This window comes from Nonomuraea terrae (assembly GCF_004348995.1).
GTDB lineage: Bacteria > Actinomycetota > Actinomycetes > Streptosporangiales > Streptosporangiaceae > Nonomuraea > Nonomuraea terrae.
Map to the genome: position 1 here is coordinate 12,987 of NZ_SMKQ01000096.1, position 17,058 is coordinate 30,044.

The 17,058-nt window shown below is 71.1% G+C and carries 16 protein-coding genes; 7 read left to right on the plus strand and 9 right to left on the minus strand.

Annotated elements, in window-relative coordinates; all coding sequences use genetic code 11:
• Window positions 1-4 precede the first annotated feature (4 nt).
• Entirely contained in the window at window positions 5-1,651 is a 1,647-nt protein-coding gene (gene paaN, locus E1286_RS26575) for a phenylacetic acid degradation protein PaaN (RefSeq protein WP_132616580.1), read from the minus strand.
• Between the two features lie 135 nt (window positions 1,652-1,786).
• Between paaN and paaK the strand changes: the two genes are divergently transcribed.
• Together paaK and E1286_RS26585 are read left to right on the plus strand one after the other, a co-directional pair.
• Window positions 1,787-3,085 carry a phenylacetate--CoA ligase PaaK gene (gene paaK, locus E1286_RS26580; protein ID WP_132616582.1) on the plus strand — a complete coding sequence of 433 codons (1,299 nt, stop codon included), beginning with the start codon at window positions 1,787-1,789 and terminating at the stop codon, window positions 3,083-3,085.
• 4 nt (window positions 3,086-3,089) lie between these two features.
• Window positions 3,090-3,686, plus strand: a complete 597-nt coding sequence (locus E1286_RS26585) for a TetR/AcrR family transcriptional regulator (protein ID WP_132616584.1) — start codon at window positions 3,090-3,092, stop codon at window positions 3,684-3,686.
• Here E1286_RS26585 and E1286_RS26590 read toward each other — a convergent pair.
• The 4 genes from E1286_RS26590 to E1286_RS26605 form a co-directional block, all read right to left on the minus strand.
• Complete coding sequence (locus tag E1286_RS26590) at window positions 3,683-4,483, minus strand: hypothetical protein (protein WP_246075179.1); 801 nt, start codon at window positions 4,481-4,483, stop codon at window positions 3,683-3,685. The two genes, E1286_RS26585 and E1286_RS26590, sit on opposite strands and share 4 nt — an antisense overlap.
• 67 nt (window positions 4,484-4,550) lie before the next feature.
• Window positions 4,551-4,850: a DUF4193 domain-containing protein gene (locus tag E1286_RS26595; protein ID WP_049570503.1), complete on the minus strand. Its 300-nt coding sequence runs from the start codon at window positions 4,848-4,850 to the stop codon at window positions 4,551-4,553.
• A 306-nt stretch (window positions 4,851-5,156) separates the two neighbouring features.
• The gene (locus E1286_RS26600; protein WP_132616586.1) at window positions 5,157-6,422 is read right to left on the minus strand and encodes a sensor histidine kinase; all 1,266 of its coding nucleotides are present in this window, start codon (window positions 6,420-6,422) and stop codon (window positions 5,157-5,159) included.
• A 49-nt stretch (window positions 6,423-6,471) separates the two neighbouring features.
• Complete coding sequence (locus tag E1286_RS26605; protein WP_132616588.1) at window positions 6,472-7,125, minus strand: response regulator transcription factor; 654 nt, start codon at window positions 7,123-7,125, stop codon at window positions 6,472-6,474.
• Between the two features lie 234 nt (window positions 7,126-7,359).
• Between E1286_RS26605 and E1286_RS48120 the strand changes: the two genes are divergently transcribed.
• Window positions 7,360-7,524 (plus strand): hypothetical protein, encoded by a 165-nt coding sequence (locus E1286_RS48120; protein ID WP_165969927.1) that lies wholly within the window; start codon window positions 7,360-7,362, stop codon window positions 7,522-7,524.
• A 59-nt stretch (window positions 7,525-7,583) separates the two neighbouring features.
• Here the strand turns inward: E1286_RS48120 and E1286_RS26610 are convergent, their stop codons facing one another.
• Window positions 7,584-8,372 carry an inositol monophosphatase family protein gene (locus tag E1286_RS26610; RefSeq protein WP_132616590.1) on the minus strand — a complete coding sequence of 263 codons (789 nt, stop codon included), beginning with the start codon at window positions 8,370-8,372 and terminating at the stop codon, window positions 7,584-7,586.
• Window positions 8,372-10,351: a S9 family peptidase gene (locus E1286_RS26615; protein ID WP_132616592.1), complete on the minus strand. Its 1,980-nt coding sequence runs from the start codon at window positions 10,349-10,351 to the stop codon at window positions 8,372-8,374. The genes E1286_RS26610 and E1286_RS26615 overlap by 1 nt, the downstream gene beginning before the upstream one ends.
• A 93-nt stretch (window positions 10,352-10,444) precedes the next feature.
• Here E1286_RS26615 and E1286_RS26620 point away from each other — a divergent pair, with 93 nt between their 5' ends.
• On the plus strand, window positions 10,445-11,395 hold the full coding sequence (locus E1286_RS26620; RefSeq protein WP_132616594.1) for a ferrochelatase: 951 nt from the start codon (window positions 10,445-10,447) through the stop codon (window positions 11,393-11,395).
• On the opposite strand, the gene E1286_RS26625 is transcribed toward E1286_RS26620, so the two are convergent.
• Window positions 11,386-12,555, minus strand: coding sequence for a lytic transglycosylase domain-containing protein (locus E1286_RS26625; protein WP_132616596.1), 1,170 nt, complete (start codon window positions 12,553-12,555; stop codon window positions 11,386-11,388). The genes E1286_RS26620 and E1286_RS26625 overlap by 10 nt on opposite strands.
• A 93-nt stretch (window positions 12,556-12,648) precedes the next feature.
• On the opposite strand from E1286_RS26625, the gene E1286_RS26630 reads away from it, so the two are divergent.
• The 3 genes from E1286_RS26630 to E1286_RS26640 are packed head-to-tail and all read left to right on the plus strand — an operon-like array spanning window position 12,649 to window position 15,947.
• A complete protein-coding gene (locus tag E1286_RS26630) occupies window positions 12,649-13,851 on the plus strand; it encodes an MFS transporter (RefSeq protein ID WP_132616598.1) in 1,203 nt (400 codons plus the stop codon).
• A 54-nt stretch (window positions 13,852-13,905) separates the two neighbouring features.
• Entirely contained in the window at window positions 13,906-14,628 is a 723-nt protein-coding gene (locus E1286_RS26635; RefSeq protein WP_132616600.1) for a polysaccharide deacetylase family protein, read from the plus strand.
• A 41-nt stretch (window positions 14,629-14,669) separates the two neighbouring features.
• Window positions 14,670-15,947 (plus strand): D-arabinono-1,4-lactone oxidase, encoded by a 1,278-nt coding sequence (locus tag E1286_RS26640; RefSeq protein WP_132616602.1) that lies wholly within the window; start codon window positions 14,670-14,672, stop codon window positions 15,945-15,947.
• Here E1286_RS26640 and E1286_RS26645 read toward each other — a convergent pair.
• Entirely contained in the window at window positions 15,944-16,834 is an 891-nt protein-coding gene (locus E1286_RS26645; protein WP_132616604.1) for a hypothetical protein, read from the minus strand. The genes E1286_RS26640 and E1286_RS26645 overlap by 4 nt on opposite strands.
• Window positions 16,835-17,058 lie beyond the last annotated feature (224 nt).

The following is a 17,058-nucleotide window of genomic DNA, read 5'->3' on the forward strand; positions in this document are numbered from 1 at the left end:
CTCCTCAGGCCGGTCGCCGGGACTGCACCACGTGGAAACGGCCCGCGACGTAGCCGGGGTCGGTGAGCGAGGCCGTGGCGGCGGGGTTCGCGCCCGTGCCGTGGTAGTCGCTGAACGCGGCCGACTGGTTGACGTAGACGCCGCCGGTGAGGTTGCACGACAGGTTGACGCCCGCGTCGAGCGCGGCGCGTTCGGCCTCGTCGAGCACGCCGGCGGAGGTGGAGTAGACGGAGGCGGTGAGCGCGCCGCGGGCGGTGATCGTGCGGCGGAGCACGTCGAGGCTCTCCTGGGTCGATCCGGTGGGGATGAGGAACGAGATCGGCCCGAAATGCTCGCGTCCGTAAATATCGGATTTTTCTTGATCCACCCGCACAATCACCGGTGTCCGGATCACCGCGTCCGGGAACTCCGGGTGCTTGACCGCCCGCGACTCCAGCACCACCTCGCCCAGCGACGGCGCGCCCTCCACCCGGGCGAGCACGCCGGGATTGACCAGGGCGCCGGTCAGCTCGACCGCGCGGGCGTCGTCGCCGAGCAGCCGGCCGACCGCGGCGGCGAGCCCGGAGGCCACCTCGTCGAAGCTCTTGTGCCCCTCGTCGGTCTCGATGCCGCCGGCGGGGACGAGGACGTTCTGTGGCGCGGTGCACATCTGGCCGCTGTAGAGCGACAGCGAGAACGCCAGATTGCCGAGCATGCCCCGCCAGGAGTCGGTGGAGTCGATGACGACCGTGTTCACCCCGGCCTTCTCGGTGTGCACCAGGGCCTGGCGGGCGTGGTGCTCCAGCCACTCGCCGTACTCGGTGGAGCCGGTGAAGTCGACGACGCGGACGGCGGGATGGGTGGCGAGCGCGGTGGCCAGGCCCTGCCCCTCCTCGGCGGCCAGCGACACGAGCGAGGGGTCGAATCCGGCCTCCGCCAGCGTCTCGCGGGCGACCTGGACGGTGATGGCGAGCGGCAGCACGGCCCGCGGGTGCGGTTTGACGATCACCGGGTTGCCGGTGACCAGGGAGGCGAACAGTCCCGGGTAGGCGTTCCAGGTCGGGAACGTGTTGCAGCCGACCACCAGCGCGACCCCGCGCGGCACCACCGTGAAGCGTTTGTCCATGACCAGCGGCTCGCCCTTGGCCGGTTTCTCCCAGCGGGCGGCGTCGGCCGAGGCGGTCATGGCGGCGTAGCCGTACGCGACGGCCTCCAGGGCGCGGTCCTGCGCGTGCGGCCCACCGGCCTGGAAGGCCATGACGAACGCCTGCCCGGTCGTGTGCCGCACCGCGTCGGCCAGCTCGAAGCTGCGCCGGTTGATCCGCTGGACGATCTCGACGCAGGTGAGCGCGCGGGCCCGCGGCCCGGCGTCGCGCCAGGCCGGCATCGCCGCCCGCGCCGCCGCGACCAGCTCCTCCACCGCCGGCTCGGGATAGGTGACGCCCAGGTCCATCCCGTACGGCGAGCGCTCGGCCCCGATCCACGCGCCCGCGCCCGGCTGGTCGAGCGGGAACCGCCTGCCGAGCAGCGCCTCGAACGCCTCCCTGCCCCGCTCGGCGGCCCCCTCGCCGTAGACGCGCGGGCTCGGCGACTCGGGGAAGGCGCTCCAGTGGCCGCGCTCGGCGATGGCCGCCAGCGCCTTCTCCAGGGTCTCGCGGTGCTGCTCGAACATCATCTTCACCCTCTTGACAGGGATCGTCCGGACGTTGAAGTGTTTACCGAACATTCGGTCAGTAGACAAGGGAGACCTGCGCCGCGGAGCGCGCGTCGCATCTCGCGGTCGCAGGGAACCGGGACGAGGGTGGAGATGAGACTCGGCGATCCCCCCGCGCCGCAGGAGCTCGACCCGGTCGAGCGCGTGTCCCGCGACGAGCTCACGGCGCTGCAGCTCGAACGCCTCCAGCGCACGCTCGCGCACGCCTACGCCAACGTGCCGCTCTACCGGCGCACGTTCGACGAGGCGGGCGTGCACCCGTCGGACTGCCGGTCGCTCGGCGACCTGGCGTCGTTCCCGTTCACCACGAAGGAGGACTTACGCGGCTGCTACCCGTACGGGATGTTCGCCGTGCCGCGGGAGCGGGTGATGCGCATCCACGCCTCCAGCGGCACCACCGGCACCCCCACCGTGGTCGGCTACACGAAGCGGGACATCGACGTCTGGGCGGACCTGGTGGCCCGCTCGATCCGCGCCTCCGGCGGGCGGCCCGGCGACATCGTGCACGTGGCCTACGGCTACGGGCTGTTCACCGGGGGGCTCGGCGCGCACTACGGGGCCGAGCGGCTGGGCTGCACGGTGGTGCCGGTCTCGGGCGGCATGACGCCCCGGCAGGTGCGCCTCATCGCCGACCTGCGGCCCGACATCGTGATGATGACGCCGTCGTACCTGCTGGCCCTGCTGGAGGAGTTCGCCGCGCAGGGGCTCGACCCTCGGGAGTCGTCCCCGCGCATCGGGATCTTCGGGGCCGAGCCGTGGACGGAGGAGATGCGCGCGGAGATCGAGGAGAGCTTCGACCTGCACGCCGTCGACATCTACGGCCTGTCGGAGGTGATGGGCCCCGGCGTGGCGAGCGAGTGCGTCGAGACCAAGGACGGCCTGCACGTCTGGGAGGACCACTTCTACCCGGAGACCGTCGACCCGTTCACCGGGGAGCCCGCGGACGGAGGGGAACTGGTGCTGACGAGCCTCACCAAGGAGGCGATGCCGGTCATCCGCTACCGCACGCGCGACCTGACCAGGCTGCTGCCCGGCACCGCCCGGCCGGCGTTCCGGCGCATGGCGCGGGTGACCGGGCGTACCGACGACGTGATCATCCTGCGCGGCGTGAACGTGTTCCCGACGCAGGTCGAGGAGCTGGTGCTGCGCACGGAGGGGCTGTCGCCGCACTTCCAGCTCCATCTGACGCGCCCGGGGCGGCTCGACGTGATGACGGTACGCGTGGAGGCGCGCCCCGGCTTCCGCGGCGACCGGATCGCGGCGGGCGAGGCGCTGCGCCGGACGGTCAAGGAGAACGTCGGTGTGAGCGTCGAGGTCGAGGTGGTGGACCCGGAGACGCTGGAGCGGTCGGTGGGCAAGCTCAAACGAGTCATCGACAAGCGGGATAATTGACGACATGGCCACCCCAACCCCCACCCGTCACCGCAAGCGGGGGCACGACCCGGAGTCGGTGCTCTCCATCGCCGTGGGCGTCTTCAACGAGCGCGGCTACGACGGGACGAGCATGGAGGACCTGGCCAGGGCGCTCGGCGTGACCAAGTCGGCGATCTACTACCACGTGCCGGGCAAGGAGCAGCTGCTCGCGCGGGCCCTCGACCGGGCGCTGGACGGGCTGTTCGAGCTGATGGCCGACGAGCGCGCGGCCACGGGCTCGGCCATCGAACGCCTGGAGTGGGTGGTCCGGCAGAGCGTGCGCATCCTCGTCGACCGGCTGCCGTACGTCACGCTGCTGCTGCGGGTGCGCGGCAACAGCGGCACCGAGCAGGCGGCGCTGGAGCGGCGGCGGGAGTTCGACCGGTTCATCGGCCGCCTGGTCACCGAGGCGGCCGCGGAGGGCGGCATCCGGCCTGACGTGGATCCGGCGCTGGTGACGCGGCTGCTGTTCGGCGCCGTCACCTCGATCAGCGAGTGGTACCAGCCGGCGCGCGGGGCCTCGGCCGACGACCTGGCCGACGCGCTGCTGAAGATGGCCTTCGGCGGGCTGCGGGTCTAACCGGGCTCGACCTCGGGGCGGCTCGCCGCCGGCGGCAGCTTGACGCGCAGGTCGTCGCGGACCGCCTGCGCCAGTTTCTTGGTGGCCATGCGGTTGAGCGCGCCGCCCGCGACGGCGCCGGTGAGGAACGGGCCGAACGTGGTCAGGTGGCGGCCCAGCGTCCGCATCAGGCGGTTGCGCACGGCGGTCTTGGTGGCGGCGCCGAGGGCGAGGGAGACGGACGCGGGAGCGAGCGGGTCGATGCCGCGCTGCTTGGCCCAGGCGGAGGCGAAGACGATCGCGCGCTGGGTGCCGGTGCCGTCGACGCGGACACCGTAGACCTCGTGCAGCTCGGCCAGGAGCTTGACCTCGATGGCGGCGACGACGATGGTCTCGGCGACGAGCTGGGCGGGGGCGGAGAGCAGGAGGGGTGGCGCCGCGAACTCGGCCGCGGCCAGCGCTCCGCCGAGGGCGCCGACGGTCATCGTGCCTCTCTGGGCGGTGCGCACCAGGTCGTCGGCGAGTTGCTCGCCGGTGAGCCCGTGGTGGTGCTCGGAGAGCGTGTGCAAGTCTCTGATGGGGATGCGCGGCGCGATGTTGAGGAAGACGTCGGCCAGCCAGCGTCCGCGTCCGGCGCCGTTCTGCCGGGCCCTCTTCGCGCCCTCGGACAGCGTCTGGGCTAGTCGGCCGAGCAGCCTGCGCCGCTCGGCCGGCTCGAGCTCGCCGGGCTCGGCAAGCCTGCCTACGAGCTCGCCGACCTCGCGATCGGGGTCGGCGATCTCATTGCCCGTCTGGTGGTCTTTGCCTGGTTCCGCCACGCGATGCCTCCGTCCTGTGGTCGCGATCGCTCAGGGCTTTGCGGCCCCGAGCTCCTTCGCCCCATCGTCAGGCGGCGCACTCCCGGCAGACCTGCTGACCGTTCTTCTCGGAGGCCAGCTGGCTCCGGTGATGCACCAGGAAGCAGCGCGCGCAGGTGAACTCGTCGGCCTGACGGGGGATCACCCGCAGGGAGAGCTCTTCGTTCGACAGATCCGCACCGGGCAGCTCCAGCGACTCGGCCAGGTCGGTCTCGTCGATGTCGATGCTGCCGGACGACTTGTCGGTGCGCCGCGCCTGCAGCTCCTGCAGGCTGTCCTCACCCAGGTCGTCGTCTGTCTTGCGCGGGCTGTCGTAGTCGGTAGCCATTGTGCTTACTCCATCCCCCTCATCTATATGTCGTCGCGCTCGTCGCGCGTCTTCTAACGTCCGGGAGACCCGTCTTGTGCCCGTTCCGCCACGGAGATTTCCCATCGGTACCCCGCGGGAACGGACAACGAACCTCCCAACACGTCAGCGCGTGCCGCCGATGGCAATGGTTAGCCAAATATGGCGAAACCCACAGCCTTGGCGTCATGCTCCACCGTGTTCGACGGCACATCCAACCACATGTGCGGCGAGAACGAGACGCCCCCCGTACATCAACACGCAGACGAAGCACCAGCGGTATCCATGTCAGCGGCTCGGCAGCCTCATGGTCACGACAAGCCCTCCCCCGTCACGTGGCACCGCGGCCACATTTCCACCGTGTGCCTGCACCACCGCACGGACGATGGACAACCCCAGCCCCGCTCCCTTGGCCGAATCCACGCGGTCCGCATGGAGCCTCCTGAACGGCTCGAAGAGGCTGTTCACCTCGTACGCCGGAACGTGTTGTCCCGTGTTGGCCACCTGAACAACCAAGGCACCGTCCGCCATTCCCGTACGGATCCAGACTTTTCCGTTTTCGGGAATGTTGTACTTCACCGCGTTCTCAAGGAGGTTGCTGACGGAGCGCTCCAAGAGCACCGGATCGCCTATGGTAGGCGCGCTGACCAGATCGGTGGTCAGCGTGACGCCGTGTTCCTCGGCGAAGGGCAGCACCTGTTCCACCGCCGTCTGGGCGACCTCGCGGACGTCGAGCGGCTTGCGCACGGCGAGCTCGCGTTCGCTCCTGGCGAGCAGCAGCAGACCCTCGATGAGCTTCTCGTTGCGCGCGTTGACCTCGAGCAGGGTACGGCCGAGCGCCTTGAGGTCCTCCGACGCCTGCGGATCGGACAGCGCGATCTCCAGCACCGTCCGGTTGATGGTGAGGGGGGTGCGCAGCTCGTGGGAGGCGTTGGCCACGAACCTGCGCTGGGTGTCGAAGGCGACGTTGAGCCGGGTGAGCATGGCGTCGAAGGTGTCGGCCAGCTCCTTCAGCTCGTCGTTGGGGCCTTCGAGGGCGATGCGCTGGTGGGCGAGCGTGCTCTCGGAGAGCTTGCGCGCCGCGGAGGTCATCTGCGCCACGGGCCGCATCGCGCGGTCGGCCACGATGTAGCCGATGATGAGCGCCAGGATCCCGACTCCGAGCAGCGCGAGAAAGCTGTTCTGCAGGAGCACGTCACGCGCCTTGACGACCGTCAACTGCTTGGCGTCGGCCCATTGGGCCTGCATGATCGCCGCGTCGATGGGATCGATGCCCCGCGTCGCGAGATCGGGCCAGACGGTGCCGATCGTGTTGCCGACGACGAAGTACATGACGAATATCAGCGCCCCCGCGGCCACGAACACCAGCGCGCCGTAGGTCACGGTGAGCCGCCACCGGATGCTGACCTTCCCGGGCAGCTCCTTGACCCGTTCCATCGCCGTGCGCTGCGGCAGCCTTCCCGGCGGGGGCGGACCGTCCCAGGCGGGCGGGCCGCTGGGCGGCGGCGGTTCCTGCACGCGGGTCGCCTTCCTGGCCGAATGCGGGCTGATCATCGGATGGGTCGGCCCGGCCTGTCGTTCTGGCCCCTGACTCACAACTGACTCACAACTTGTACCCCACGCCGGGCACCGTCTCGATCACCTGAGGTTCGCCCAGCTTCTTCCGCAACGTCATCATCGTCACCCGCACCACGTTGGTGAAGGGGTCGATGTTCTCGTCCCATGCCTTGTCGAGCAGGTCCTCCTGGCTGACGACGGCGCCTTCCGCGCGCATCAGCTCCTCCAGGACCGCGAACTCCTTCTTGGTGAGCACGATCTCCTTGCCGTCGCGCTCCACGAGCCGCTTGCCCGGGTCGAGCCGGATCCCGGCCCGCTCCAGGACGGGCGGCAGCGGGGGCGCGGAGCGGCGGCCGAGCGCCCGGATCCGTGCGACCAGCTCGATGAACACGAACGGCTTGGCCAGGTAGTCGTCGGCCCCCAGGCCGAGCCCCTCCACCTTGTCGTCCACGTCGCCGGAGGCGGTCAGCATGAGGATCCGAGAGGCGGAGCGCTGCTCCACCAGCCGCCGGCACACCTCGTCGCCGTGCACCACCGGCAGGTCGCGGTCCAGCACGATCACGTCGTAGTCGATGTACGAGGTCCGCTCAAGGGCGCCCCCGCCGTCGTACGCCACGTCGACCGCCATGGCCTCACGCCGCAGACCCGTCGCGATCGCGTCGGCGAGCACCCGCTCATCCTCCACCACCAGCACGCGCACGCCTGGAACACCTCTCTCCGATTCTGGTGACTCATTGTGGCCACAGCGCCGATAAGCGCACGGTAAGGCATGTCCACGGGTGGGTGACGCGACGGTGAGGCAGACGGCGCGGAAATTCATGTTTCGGGGGGCGAGCACCCGGGGTATGCCTGCGGAACACCCATCGGCCGGGCATGATCCGGCAATGGGGATGACTTCGCCCCCATACGGAACGACCCGGAGAGAGTAGGTGAGATGGGCGAGTTCACGACCACGATCGAACACCGCCTCGACCAGGCTTACAAGGGCCTCCGAGAGGCCCGTAGCACCGGCGACGACTATCTCGCCGACACGCTCACCGCCGAGATCGAGGACCTGCGACGGCTGGCCGACGATCACGGTATTCCGTTGCCCCGCTGACCACACGAGAAACGGCCGGAGCCCTCCTCGGCTCCGGCCGTTTGCGCTGTCTGCGCGGGTCAGGCGTCGCGTTCGGGGTCGAGCGAGGCCAGCAGGTCGTGCAGCTGCTCGAACAACCCGGGGGCGGCGCACACCGCGAACGACGGGCTGACCGGCCTGCCGTGCAACCCGCCGAGCCGGGCCCCCGCCTCGGTGGCGACCAGGCCGGCCGCGGCGTAGTCCCACGGGTTGATGCCGCGCTCGTAGTAGGCGTCCACCCGGCCGGCCGCGAGCGAGCACAGGTCGATGGCGCACGAGCCGCCGCGCCTGATGTCGCGCACGCGGGTCAGCACCTTCGCCACCACCTCGCCCTGCACCGCGCGCCGGGTCGCGGAGTAGCCGAACCCGGTCGCGACCAGCGCGCGGTCGAGCGGCACCCCGGTGTTGCAGTGCAGCCGGGTGTCGCCGAGCCAGGCGCCCCGGCCGAGCGCCGCGGTGTAGACCTCGCCGCGGGCCGGCACGTTGACGACTCCGGCGACGACCTCGCCCTTCACCTCGACGGCGATCGACACCGCCCATTCGGGCAGGCCGTACAGGAAGTTGACGGTGCCGTCGATGGGGTCGACGACCCAGCGGACATCGGAGTCGCCGGGCTCCTCGCCCCCTTCCTCGCCGAGGATGCGGTCGCCGGGGCGGGCGGCCAGGACGCGTTCGCGGATGAGCTCTTCCGAGGCCTTGTCCAGCGCGGTGACGACGTCGGTCGGGCTGGACTTGGTCTCGATCTCCCGGGACATCGTGGGCCGCTTGGCGAGCAGCATGTCTCCCGCCTCACGGGCGATGTCCTCGGCCAGGCTCAGGAAATCCGTCATCAGGCCACCGAGTCCGGGCGCTTCCACTCCTGGCCGAGCACGTGCCGGCCGAGGAAGGCGAGAACGGTCTCGTACCAGGCGACGATGTTGCCGGGCTTGAGGATCCAGTGGTTCTCGTCGGGGAAGTAGAGGAACTTCGCGTCGACCTCGGTGCGCCGCAGGTCCCACCACAACCGCAGCGCCTCGCCGATCGGCACGCGGTAGTCCTTGTCGCCGTGGATGACGAGCAGCGGGGTGGTGATCTTGTCGAGCGACTGGTGCGGGGACAGCAGCGCGTACCGCTCCGAGCCTGGCGCGCCGAACTCGCGCTGCCAGAACATCGCGGCGTCGGTGGTGCCGGCGAACTGGTCGAGGTTCCACAGCGAGGCGTGGGTGACGATGCACTTGTAGCGGTCGGTGTGGCCGGCGAACCAGTTGGCCATGTAGCCGCCGAACGAGCCGCCCATCGCGGCGATGCGCTCGCTGTCGATGTCGTCCCTGGCCAGGGCCGCGTCGACGATCGCGTCGAGATCGGCCTGGGTGCGCGGGCCCCAGTTTCCCCAGCCGCGGTCGATCATCTCCTGGCCGTAGCCGGTGGACAGGCACGGATCGGGCAGCAGGACGGCGTACCCGTGCTGGGCCAGGATCCACGACTGCCAGCGCCACTGCCAGTCGTTCCACGAGCCGATCGGGCCGCCGTGGATGAACAGCACGAACGGCGCCGGGTCGGCGGCCGAGGCGCCCTCCGGCAGGGCGAGCCAGCCGCGCACGGTGGCGCCGTCGTCGGTGGTGACGGAGATCTCGGTGAGCGTGCCGGGCACCTGCGGGCGCGGCGCGGGCGAGGGCAGGTCGGTGATCTCGCCGTCGGCCACGTCGATGCGGGCCGGGCCGGGGGCCAGGTCGACGGCGCTGCGCAGGGCGTAGACGAAGCGGCCGTCGGGAGAGGCGCCGAGGCCGAGGTAGGCGCCGTGGTCGCCGGTGAGCCTGCGCACCTCGCCGCCGTCCAGCGGCACGTGGAAGACGGGGCGGCGGCCCTGGTGGTCGGCCGCGAGGTAGACGGACGAGGAGTCAGGCGCCCACGTGACGTCCGACGGGAACAGGTCGGGCGCGTACGCGGCGCCCTCCCCGGTGGCGAGGTCGGCGATCCACAGCTCGCTGCGCGTGGAGACCTCCAGGCCGGTACGGCGGTCGCGGGCGCAGGCGAGCCTGGCCCCGTCGGGCGAGACGGCCAGCGGGCCCTCGAAGTCGTGGGCCTCGTCGGTGAGCAGCACCCGCCGCTCGCCGGTGGCCATGTCGATGAGCACCAGGTCGGTGCGCCACTCGCCCTTCGGCAGGTACGTACGCCACGTGGCGATCACGGTGGAGCCGTCGGGTGTCAGCTCGAACGAGCCCTCGCGCAGCGCGTCTCCCGCGTCGGGCGTCAGGTCGCGCACGTCCTCCAGCCGGTCGTCGCCGAGGCGGGCGGCGAACAGCCGGGGCCGGCCGGGCCCGAGGTCGTGGTCCCAGTAGCGCACCGGGTAACCCTCGTGCAGGATCGCGCTGATCCCGGCGTCCTTGCGGGCCTTGCGCTTGTCCGCCTCGGCCGCCTCCTCGCCGTCGAGCACATCCGAGACGAACACCACCACGTCACCGGCGGTGCGCACGGCCCCGATGCCGCCGGGCCTGGTCGCCACCTGGCGGGCCTCACCGCCGGCGCGCGGCAGCAACCACAGGGAGAGCACCTCGTCGGAGGAGTCCTTGGCGGTGGGGTCGGGGCGCGCCGAGGTGAACAGCACGTCACCGGCGGCGGTGAACACGGCCGCCGACTCACCCTTCGCGGAGCGCGTCAGCCGGTACGGCTCGGCGTCGACGGGCACGGCCCACAGGGCGGTGCCGTACGACTTGCCGTCGGGGTTCAGGGACTGGACGGTCGAGATCAGCCTGGAGCCATCGGGCGAGAGCCGCAGTGAGAGGACCCGGGGGATGGCCACGTAGTCACGAATGTCGTTGAATGCGCTCACTCGACCGAACCTACCGCGCGCTACAGACCGGCCGCATCGCCTGGCCTCCTCCTCGCTGCGGGAACCGTGCCCTCGCGCGAATAGGGTGGTCACGTGGGAAATTACGACGCCTTGCTGGTCCTGTCGTTCGGCGGCCCCGAGGGCCCCGACGACGTGATGCCCTTCCTGGAGAACGTCGTGCGCGGGCGCGGCGTGCCGCGCGAGCGGCTGCTCGACGTGGCCGAGCACTACCTGGGCTTCGGCGGGATCAGCCCGATCAACCAGCAGAACCGCGACCTCGTGGAGGCGCTGCGCCCGGTGGCCGGCGTCCCGGTCTACTGGGGCAACCGCAACTGGCATCCCTTCGGGGAGGACACCGTCCGCCGGATGAAGGCCGACGGTGTCAGGAAGGCCGCGGTCTTCGCCACCTCGGCGTTCGCCGGCTACTCCAGCTGCCGCCAGTACTACGAGGACATCGCGCGGATCTCCGTCGAGGGCGGTCCCGAGCTGGTCAAGATGCGCCACTACGGCGACCACCCCGGCTTCGTGGCCGCGATGGCCGACCACACCCGCGCCGCGCTGGAGCGGCTCGGCCGCGACGACGCCCGGCTGGTGTTCACCGCCCACAGCATCCCCGTCTCCATGGCCGAGACCGCCGGCCCGTCCGGCGGCCTGTACGAAGCGCAGCTGCGCAGGAGCTGCGAGCTGGTCAACCAGGCGCTCGGCCGCACCGAGCCGTGGGACCTGGTGTGGCAGTCGCGCAGCGGCCCGCCGCAGGTGCCGTGGCTGGAGCCCGACGTCTGCGACCATCTGCGCAAGGTCAGCGCTCAGTCCGTGGTGCTGGTGCCGATCGGCTTCGTCTCCGACCACATGGAGGTCGTCTACGACCTCGACACCGAGGCCAGGGCGGTGGCCGACGAGCTCGGCCTGCCGATGGAGCGCGCGGCGACGGCCGGCACGCACCCGCGGTTCGTCCAGATGGTGCGCGAGCTGATGGACGAGCCGGAGCCGGTGCCGTGTCCCCTCACCTGCTGCCCGCCGCCCCGCCGCCGCCCTCAGGCGTAGGTACGCGCGTACGCGTCGGCGATGCCCATCACCTTGTTCACGTAGTCCCAGGAGTGGTTGTAGAACCAGATCGCCTTGCGCAGGCGCTCGCCGCCCTCGCCCGCCTTGTTGGCGCACAGATAGTTGGCGGCGCCGGGCACGGCGTCGTACGGGCTCCAGATGTCCTTCTTGCCGTCCCCGTCACCGTCGACGCCGTAGTGCTTCCAGGTGGCGGGCATGAACTGCATCGGCCCGAGCGCGCCCGCGCTCGACGGGCCGTTGTTGCGCCCGTGGCTGCTCTCGACCTGCCCGATCGCGGCCAGCACCGTCCATGACAGGCCGGGGCAGCGGGTGGCGGCGGCCTTGTACAGGTCCAGGTAACTGGACGGGCGGCCCACGCTGACCTGAGGCTGCTGAGGTTGCCGCTGCTTGGCGGCGCGCTCGGAAGCGTCCAGCATGACGACCTGGGCGCCCTTGCCGAGCAGCTTGCGCACCTTGGCCTCGCTGATCGCGCCGGGCTTGCCGTGCAGCAGCACCGCGACGTCCGGCGCGAACCCGAGCGACCTGCCGAGGTCGGCGCTGATCACGCCGTCCACGCCGGGCAGCCCGAGCGGCGCAGAGGCGGCGGCGCGCAGCCGGGGGCCGCCGTCCACCTGGTACATCGCGCCGAGGATCAGCCCGAACCTGCGCATCGCGGAGGTGTCGGCCACCAGCTCGCCCCGGGCCAGCGCGCTCCACACGGCGGGCTCGTCGGCGACCGGCTGCGGCGTCCAGGAGCGGAACTCGGCCGGGTCGACGGCCAGCAGGTTCAGGGCCGTGCCCGACATCTTGACCGCGCCCGCGTCCACCACGACCGCCTTCTGGACGTGCGTCAGCTGCGCGAGCCGGTGCCTGGTCTGCTCGGGCACCGTGCCGCCGGCGACGGCGAGCACGCGCGGCGGCGTCACGGTGACCCCGGGACCGCCCTGACCGAAGTCCTGCACCGGCTGGGCGGTCGGCACGATCTGGTCGAGCCTGGGGGACGCCGGCTGCTGGGCGCGGGGTTGCCTGCGCACGTTCTCCTGGGCGGTGTTGACCATGTCGTCGCCCAGGAGGACGACCACGCCTCCCGCCGCCGCCGTGACCGCGAGCACCGCGAGCACCATGAGCATGACCGCTCGGAACGAGGGAAGACCGGACACTCGGGACACGTTAACCCACAGCCCTGCTTATCGACTTGCCTTCCGGACATACGGTGCGCCAAGGTTGGGTCGCTGACGTAAGGAGGAACTTGGGTGGTCGGGCCTTACCGGGGGTTGTTCGACGGGCCCGGCATCAAGGGCTTCGTGCTGGCCGGCTTCTTCGGCCGGATGCCGATGTCCATGCAGGGCATCGGCATCATCCTGCTGATCTCGACGCTGACGGGTTCGTACGCCGCCGCGGGCGCGGTCGCCGCCGTCACCAACGTGGCCTTCGCCGTGGCCGGCCCCCTCACCGGCAGGCTCGTGGACCGGTTCGGGCAGAGCCGGGTGATCCCGCCGTTCGCCGTGGTCAACGCGCTGTCGCTGGTCTCCCTCATGCTGTGCGCCGGTCTCGGCGCGCCCGGCTGGACGTTGTACGTCACCGGCCTGCTGGTCGGCGCCAGCTCGCTGTCGCTCGGCTCGATGGTGCGCGCCCGCTGGACGCACATCCACAGCGGCTCGGCCAAGCTGCACACCGCGTTCGCGTTCGAGTCGGTGATCGACGAGGTCATCTTCGTCACCGGGCCCGCGCTGGTCACGGTGCTGGCCACCGGCGTGAACCCGTACGCGGGGCTGGCCGTCGCGACCGTCTCGATGTTCATCGGCTCGCTGGCGCTGGCGGCGCAGCGCAGTACGCAGCCGCCCGCCCGGGGCGTCAGGTCCGTCTCCGGCACGCCCATCCTCATCCCCGGCATCGCCCTGCTGGCCTGCGTCTACCTGGGGCTCGGCGCGGTGTTCGGGTCGGTCGACCTCATCACCGTGGCCTTCGCCGAGGAGGAGGGGGCGAAGTCGGCCGCCGGGTTCCTGGTGGCGGCGTTCGCGGGCGGGTCGATGGTGTCGGGGCTGTGGTTCGGCTCGCGGCACTGGAAGATCTCGCTGCGCGGCCGGTTCGTCCGGGCGCTCGGCGTGTTCGCCGCGGGGCTGGCGCCGCTCGTGTTCATCAGCGACCTCAAGATCATGGCGGGCGCGCTGTTCCTGGCCGGTTTCGCCATCTCGCCCACCCTCATCACCGGCTTCTCGCTCACCGAGCGCCTGGTGCCGCCGTCGCTGCTCACCGAGGGCATGGCGTGGATATCGACGGCGATCGGGTTCGGCGTGGCGATCGGCGCGTGGGCGGGCGGCCGGCTCACCGAGGCCGTCGGCGCGTCCGACGCCTTCGCCTTCTCGCTGGGCGCGGCGCTGCTCGCGGTGGTCGTGGGCATCGGAGGTTCGAGTTTGCTGAGACTTCCCGAGGCTTCTTCACCGGCGAAGAGCTGATCCGCTACCGTCGGGACATCCCTCGCAACACCCATCACACTGGAAGCACTAGTTATGTCCCGACAAATCAGTTCACTTCTAGCTATTGCGGCTGTTTGCGTCACCCTCGCGCCGGCGCCCGCCTTCGCCCAGGCACCCAAGAAAGAGCCGGTCGACTGCAGCCAGGTCAAGTGCCTCGCCCTGACGTTCGACGACGGCCCCGGCCAGTATGCCGGGACGCTGCTCGACACGCTGAAGAAGTACGACGCCAAGGCGACGTTCTTCCTCGAGGGCCAGTATGCGAAGAGCCGCCCGCAGTTCGTCAAGCGCATGGCGGCCGAGGGGCACGAGCTCGGCAACCACAGCTACAAGCACCCCGACTTCACCAAGAGCAGTGAAGCGACGATCAAGGACGAGATCCAGAAGACCCAGGACGCGGTGAAGGCGGCGGCGGGCGTCGAGCCCAAGCTGCTGCGGCCGCCGTACGGCATGACGGACGTCAGGGTCTCGGAGATCGCCGAGCAGTTCGACATGCCGCAGATCCTGTGGACCGCCGGCTCCAAGGACTGGAGCCTCAAGAACGTCGACGCCATCCAGAAGCAGACGCTGGCCGTCGCCGAGCCGAACGGCATCATCCTCATGCACGACTGGGTGAAGCAGACGGTCGACGGCATGCCCGCGCTCATCAAGACCCTGCAGAACAAGGGCTACCACCTCGTGACCGTCTCCGACGTGATCAAGGACGAGAAACTCGAGCCCGGCGACGCCTTCCCCCTCCCGGAGGGCTGGGAGCAGTGAGTATCGTCGGTCTCTGACCGAACGATGCTCTGGAGGTGCCCGTGGCGTTCGTGAACTGGTCGCGCAACCAGTCGGGCACCCCCGCCGAGGTGCGCACGCCGTCCTCCGTCGAGGACGTCGTACGCGCCGTACGCGACGCCGCCGCCTCCGGGCGGCGGGTCCGCATGGTCGGCACGGGCCACTCCTTCACCGGGGTGGCCCTCACCGACGGCCTCATGCTCCGCCCCGACGCGCTGACCGGCCTCAGGTCGTGCGCGGACGACCGCGTCACCGTGCCGGCCGGCACGCCGCTGCGGATGCTGAACGACCTGCTCGCCGAACGCGGCCTGGCCCTGGCGAACATGGGCGACATCGCCGAGCAGACCGTCGCCGGCGCCATCCAGACGGGCACCCACGGCACCGGGCGCGACAGCGGCGGCCTCGCCGACCAGGTGGCCGAGCTGGAGTTGGTGCTCGCCGACGGCTCCGTGGCGACCGCCGCGCCGGGCGACCACCTCTTCGACGCCGCCCGCGTGGGGCTGGGCGCGCTGGGCGTGCTGACAGCCGTGACCTTCCGGGTGGAGCCCGCGTTCCTGCTGCGGCACCGGCGGCGCAGGATGGCCCTCGGCGAGATCCTCGCCTCACTGGACGAGCTGACCTCCACCCACGAGCACCTCGACTTCTTCTGGCTGCCGCACACCGACGCGTGCCTGGTCAAGACCGCCGACCGGCACCCGGGGCCGGCCCGGCCGCCGGGGGCGTTCGCGCACTGGCGCGACACCGTCTTCCTGGAGAACACCGTCTTCGGCGCCGCCTGCGCCCTCGGCGCCCGATTACCGGGCCTGATCCCCCACATCAACGCCGTCAGCGCCGCCGCGCTCGGCGACTCCGCGTGGGCGGACGCCTCGTACAAGGTCTTCACCTCCCGGCGCGACGTGCGCTTCCTCGAGATGGAGTACGCCATCCCGCGTGAACACCTCGGCCAGGCCCTGCGCGAGACGCGCGACCTGATCGACCGGATGGACTGGAAGATCAGCTTCCCGGTGGAGGTCCGCGTCACGCCGCCCTCCGGCGCCTGGCTGTCCACCGCGTACGGGCGGCCGTCGGCGTACGTCGCCTGCCACGTCTACCGGCCGACGCCCCACCCGGCGTACTTCGCGGGCGTCGAGGAGATCATGACCCGGCTGGACGGCCGCCCGCACTGGGGCAAGCTGCACACCCGGGACGCCGCGTACCTGGCCGGGGTGTATCCCCGCTTCGCCGACTTCACCACCCTGCGCGACCGCCTCGACCCTGACCGCCTGTTCGGGAACGCGTACCTGGAGGCGGTGCTCGGTTAGCGCTGGGGTGTGCCGGGGCCGGTCTGCTCCTCCTGCGGCACGGACGGCGCGGTGGGCGTCGGCGCCTCTTCCATGTCGCCGGGCCGTTCTTCCAGCGGCGGCGGGCTCGTGGCCTCGTGCGACGGCTCCACCACGTCGTCGCTCCGCTGCGGCTCCGGCTCCTCCGTGGGCCGGCCGCTCGGCGGCGGGGTCTCCCCCGCGTCCGCGCTCCTGCTGGGAGTGGGCGTCGGCGTGGGTGACGGCTTCGACGGCCCGTACGTGACGGTCGGCTGCGGTGTGTCGTGCGACGGCACGCGAACCTCCTGCCGGGACGGCGGCTCGTGCTGCACCCGCGCCTGGTGCGGGACCTTGCCGGTGACCTGCTCGTGCAGGGTCTGCCGGGTGATGCCCTGGTAGGCGAGGATGCCGCCCATGCTGACCGCGAACACGATCACCGCGGCGCCCGCCACCTTCACCCACGAGACCCTGCGCCGCGGCTGCTCGGCGACCGGCATCACGAGCGTCGTCTCCCTGCTACCGCCCTCCGTCGTGGCGTCGGGCGTCGGGGCGTCGGGCGTCGGGGCGTCGGGCGTCGGGGCGTCGGTGGTCGCGGAGTCCGGCGTTCCGGCGCCGGGCGTCGCGGCGTCGGGTTTCTGCTCGCCGGGCGCCGGCTCGTGGGGCTGCCAGCGGATGACCAGCGTGCGCTGCTTGACCCGTTCTTCGGTGCGCTTGAGGTAGTGCGTGTACACGGCGGTGGCGACGGTGCTCGCGATGCTGACCACCGCGGCGCCGATCACCGTGCCGGCCACGCCGAGGTAGGAGGCGGCCACGGCGGCGGTCACCGCCGCCAGGGCGCTGCCCACGATCTGCGGGATGCTCAGCTCGAACTTCCGCGGCTCGCCGCTCATCCCCCGGATCAGTCCTCTCTCGTCATGCGTTGGGTAAAGAGTGGTCTCGTGAATAGACGCGAGGGCGTGTCCCGTTGTTCCTGTGAGCTGTGCGACAGCCACCCTTGCACCTCGTGCCCCGACGTCTCGGCCTACCCTCCCTGTACTTCGCCGCGGCCATGGCGACGGCCGCCACGACGGCCGTCCCACTCGCCATGTCGCCCGCCTCGGGACTCGCGCTGCGG

Excerpts from the sequence above, each read along its gene's own strand:
- paaN (WP_132616580.1), bottom strand. The coding sequence starts at position 1,651 with ATGTTCGAGCAGCACCGCGAGACCCTGGAGAAGGCGCTGGCGGCCATC.
- paaK (WP_132616582.1), top strand. The coding sequence starts at position 1,787 with ATGAGACTCGGCGATCCCCCCGCGCCGCAGGAGCTCGACCCGGTCGAG.
- E1286_RS26585 (WP_132616584.1), top strand. The coding sequence starts at position 3,090 with ATGGCCACCCCAACCCCCACCCGTCACCGCAAGCGGGGGCACGACCCG.
- E1286_RS26595 (WP_049570503.1), bottom strand. The coding sequence starts at position 4,850 with ATGGCTACCGACTACGACAGCCCGCGCAAGACAGACGACGACCTGGGT.
- E1286_RS26600 (WP_132616586.1), bottom strand. The coding sequence starts at position 6,422 with ATGATCAGCCCGCATTCGGCCAGGAAGGCGACCCGCGTGCAGGAACCG.
- E1286_RS48120 (WP_165969927.1), top strand. The coding sequence starts at position 7,360 with ATGGGCGAGTTCACGACCACGATCGAACACCGCCTCGACCAGGCTTAC.
- E1286_RS26610 (WP_132616590.1), bottom strand. The coding sequence starts at position 8,372 with ATGACGGATTTCCTGAGCCTGGCCGAGGACATCGCCCGTGAGGCGGGA.
- E1286_RS26635 (WP_132616600.1), top strand. The coding sequence starts at position 13,906 with ATGTCCCGACAAATCAGTTCACTTCTAGCTATTGCGGCTGTTTGCGTC.
- E1286_RS26645 (WP_132616604.1), bottom strand. The coding sequence starts at position 16,834 with ATGAGCGGCGAGCCGCGGAAGTTCGAGCTGAGCATCCCGCAGATCGTG.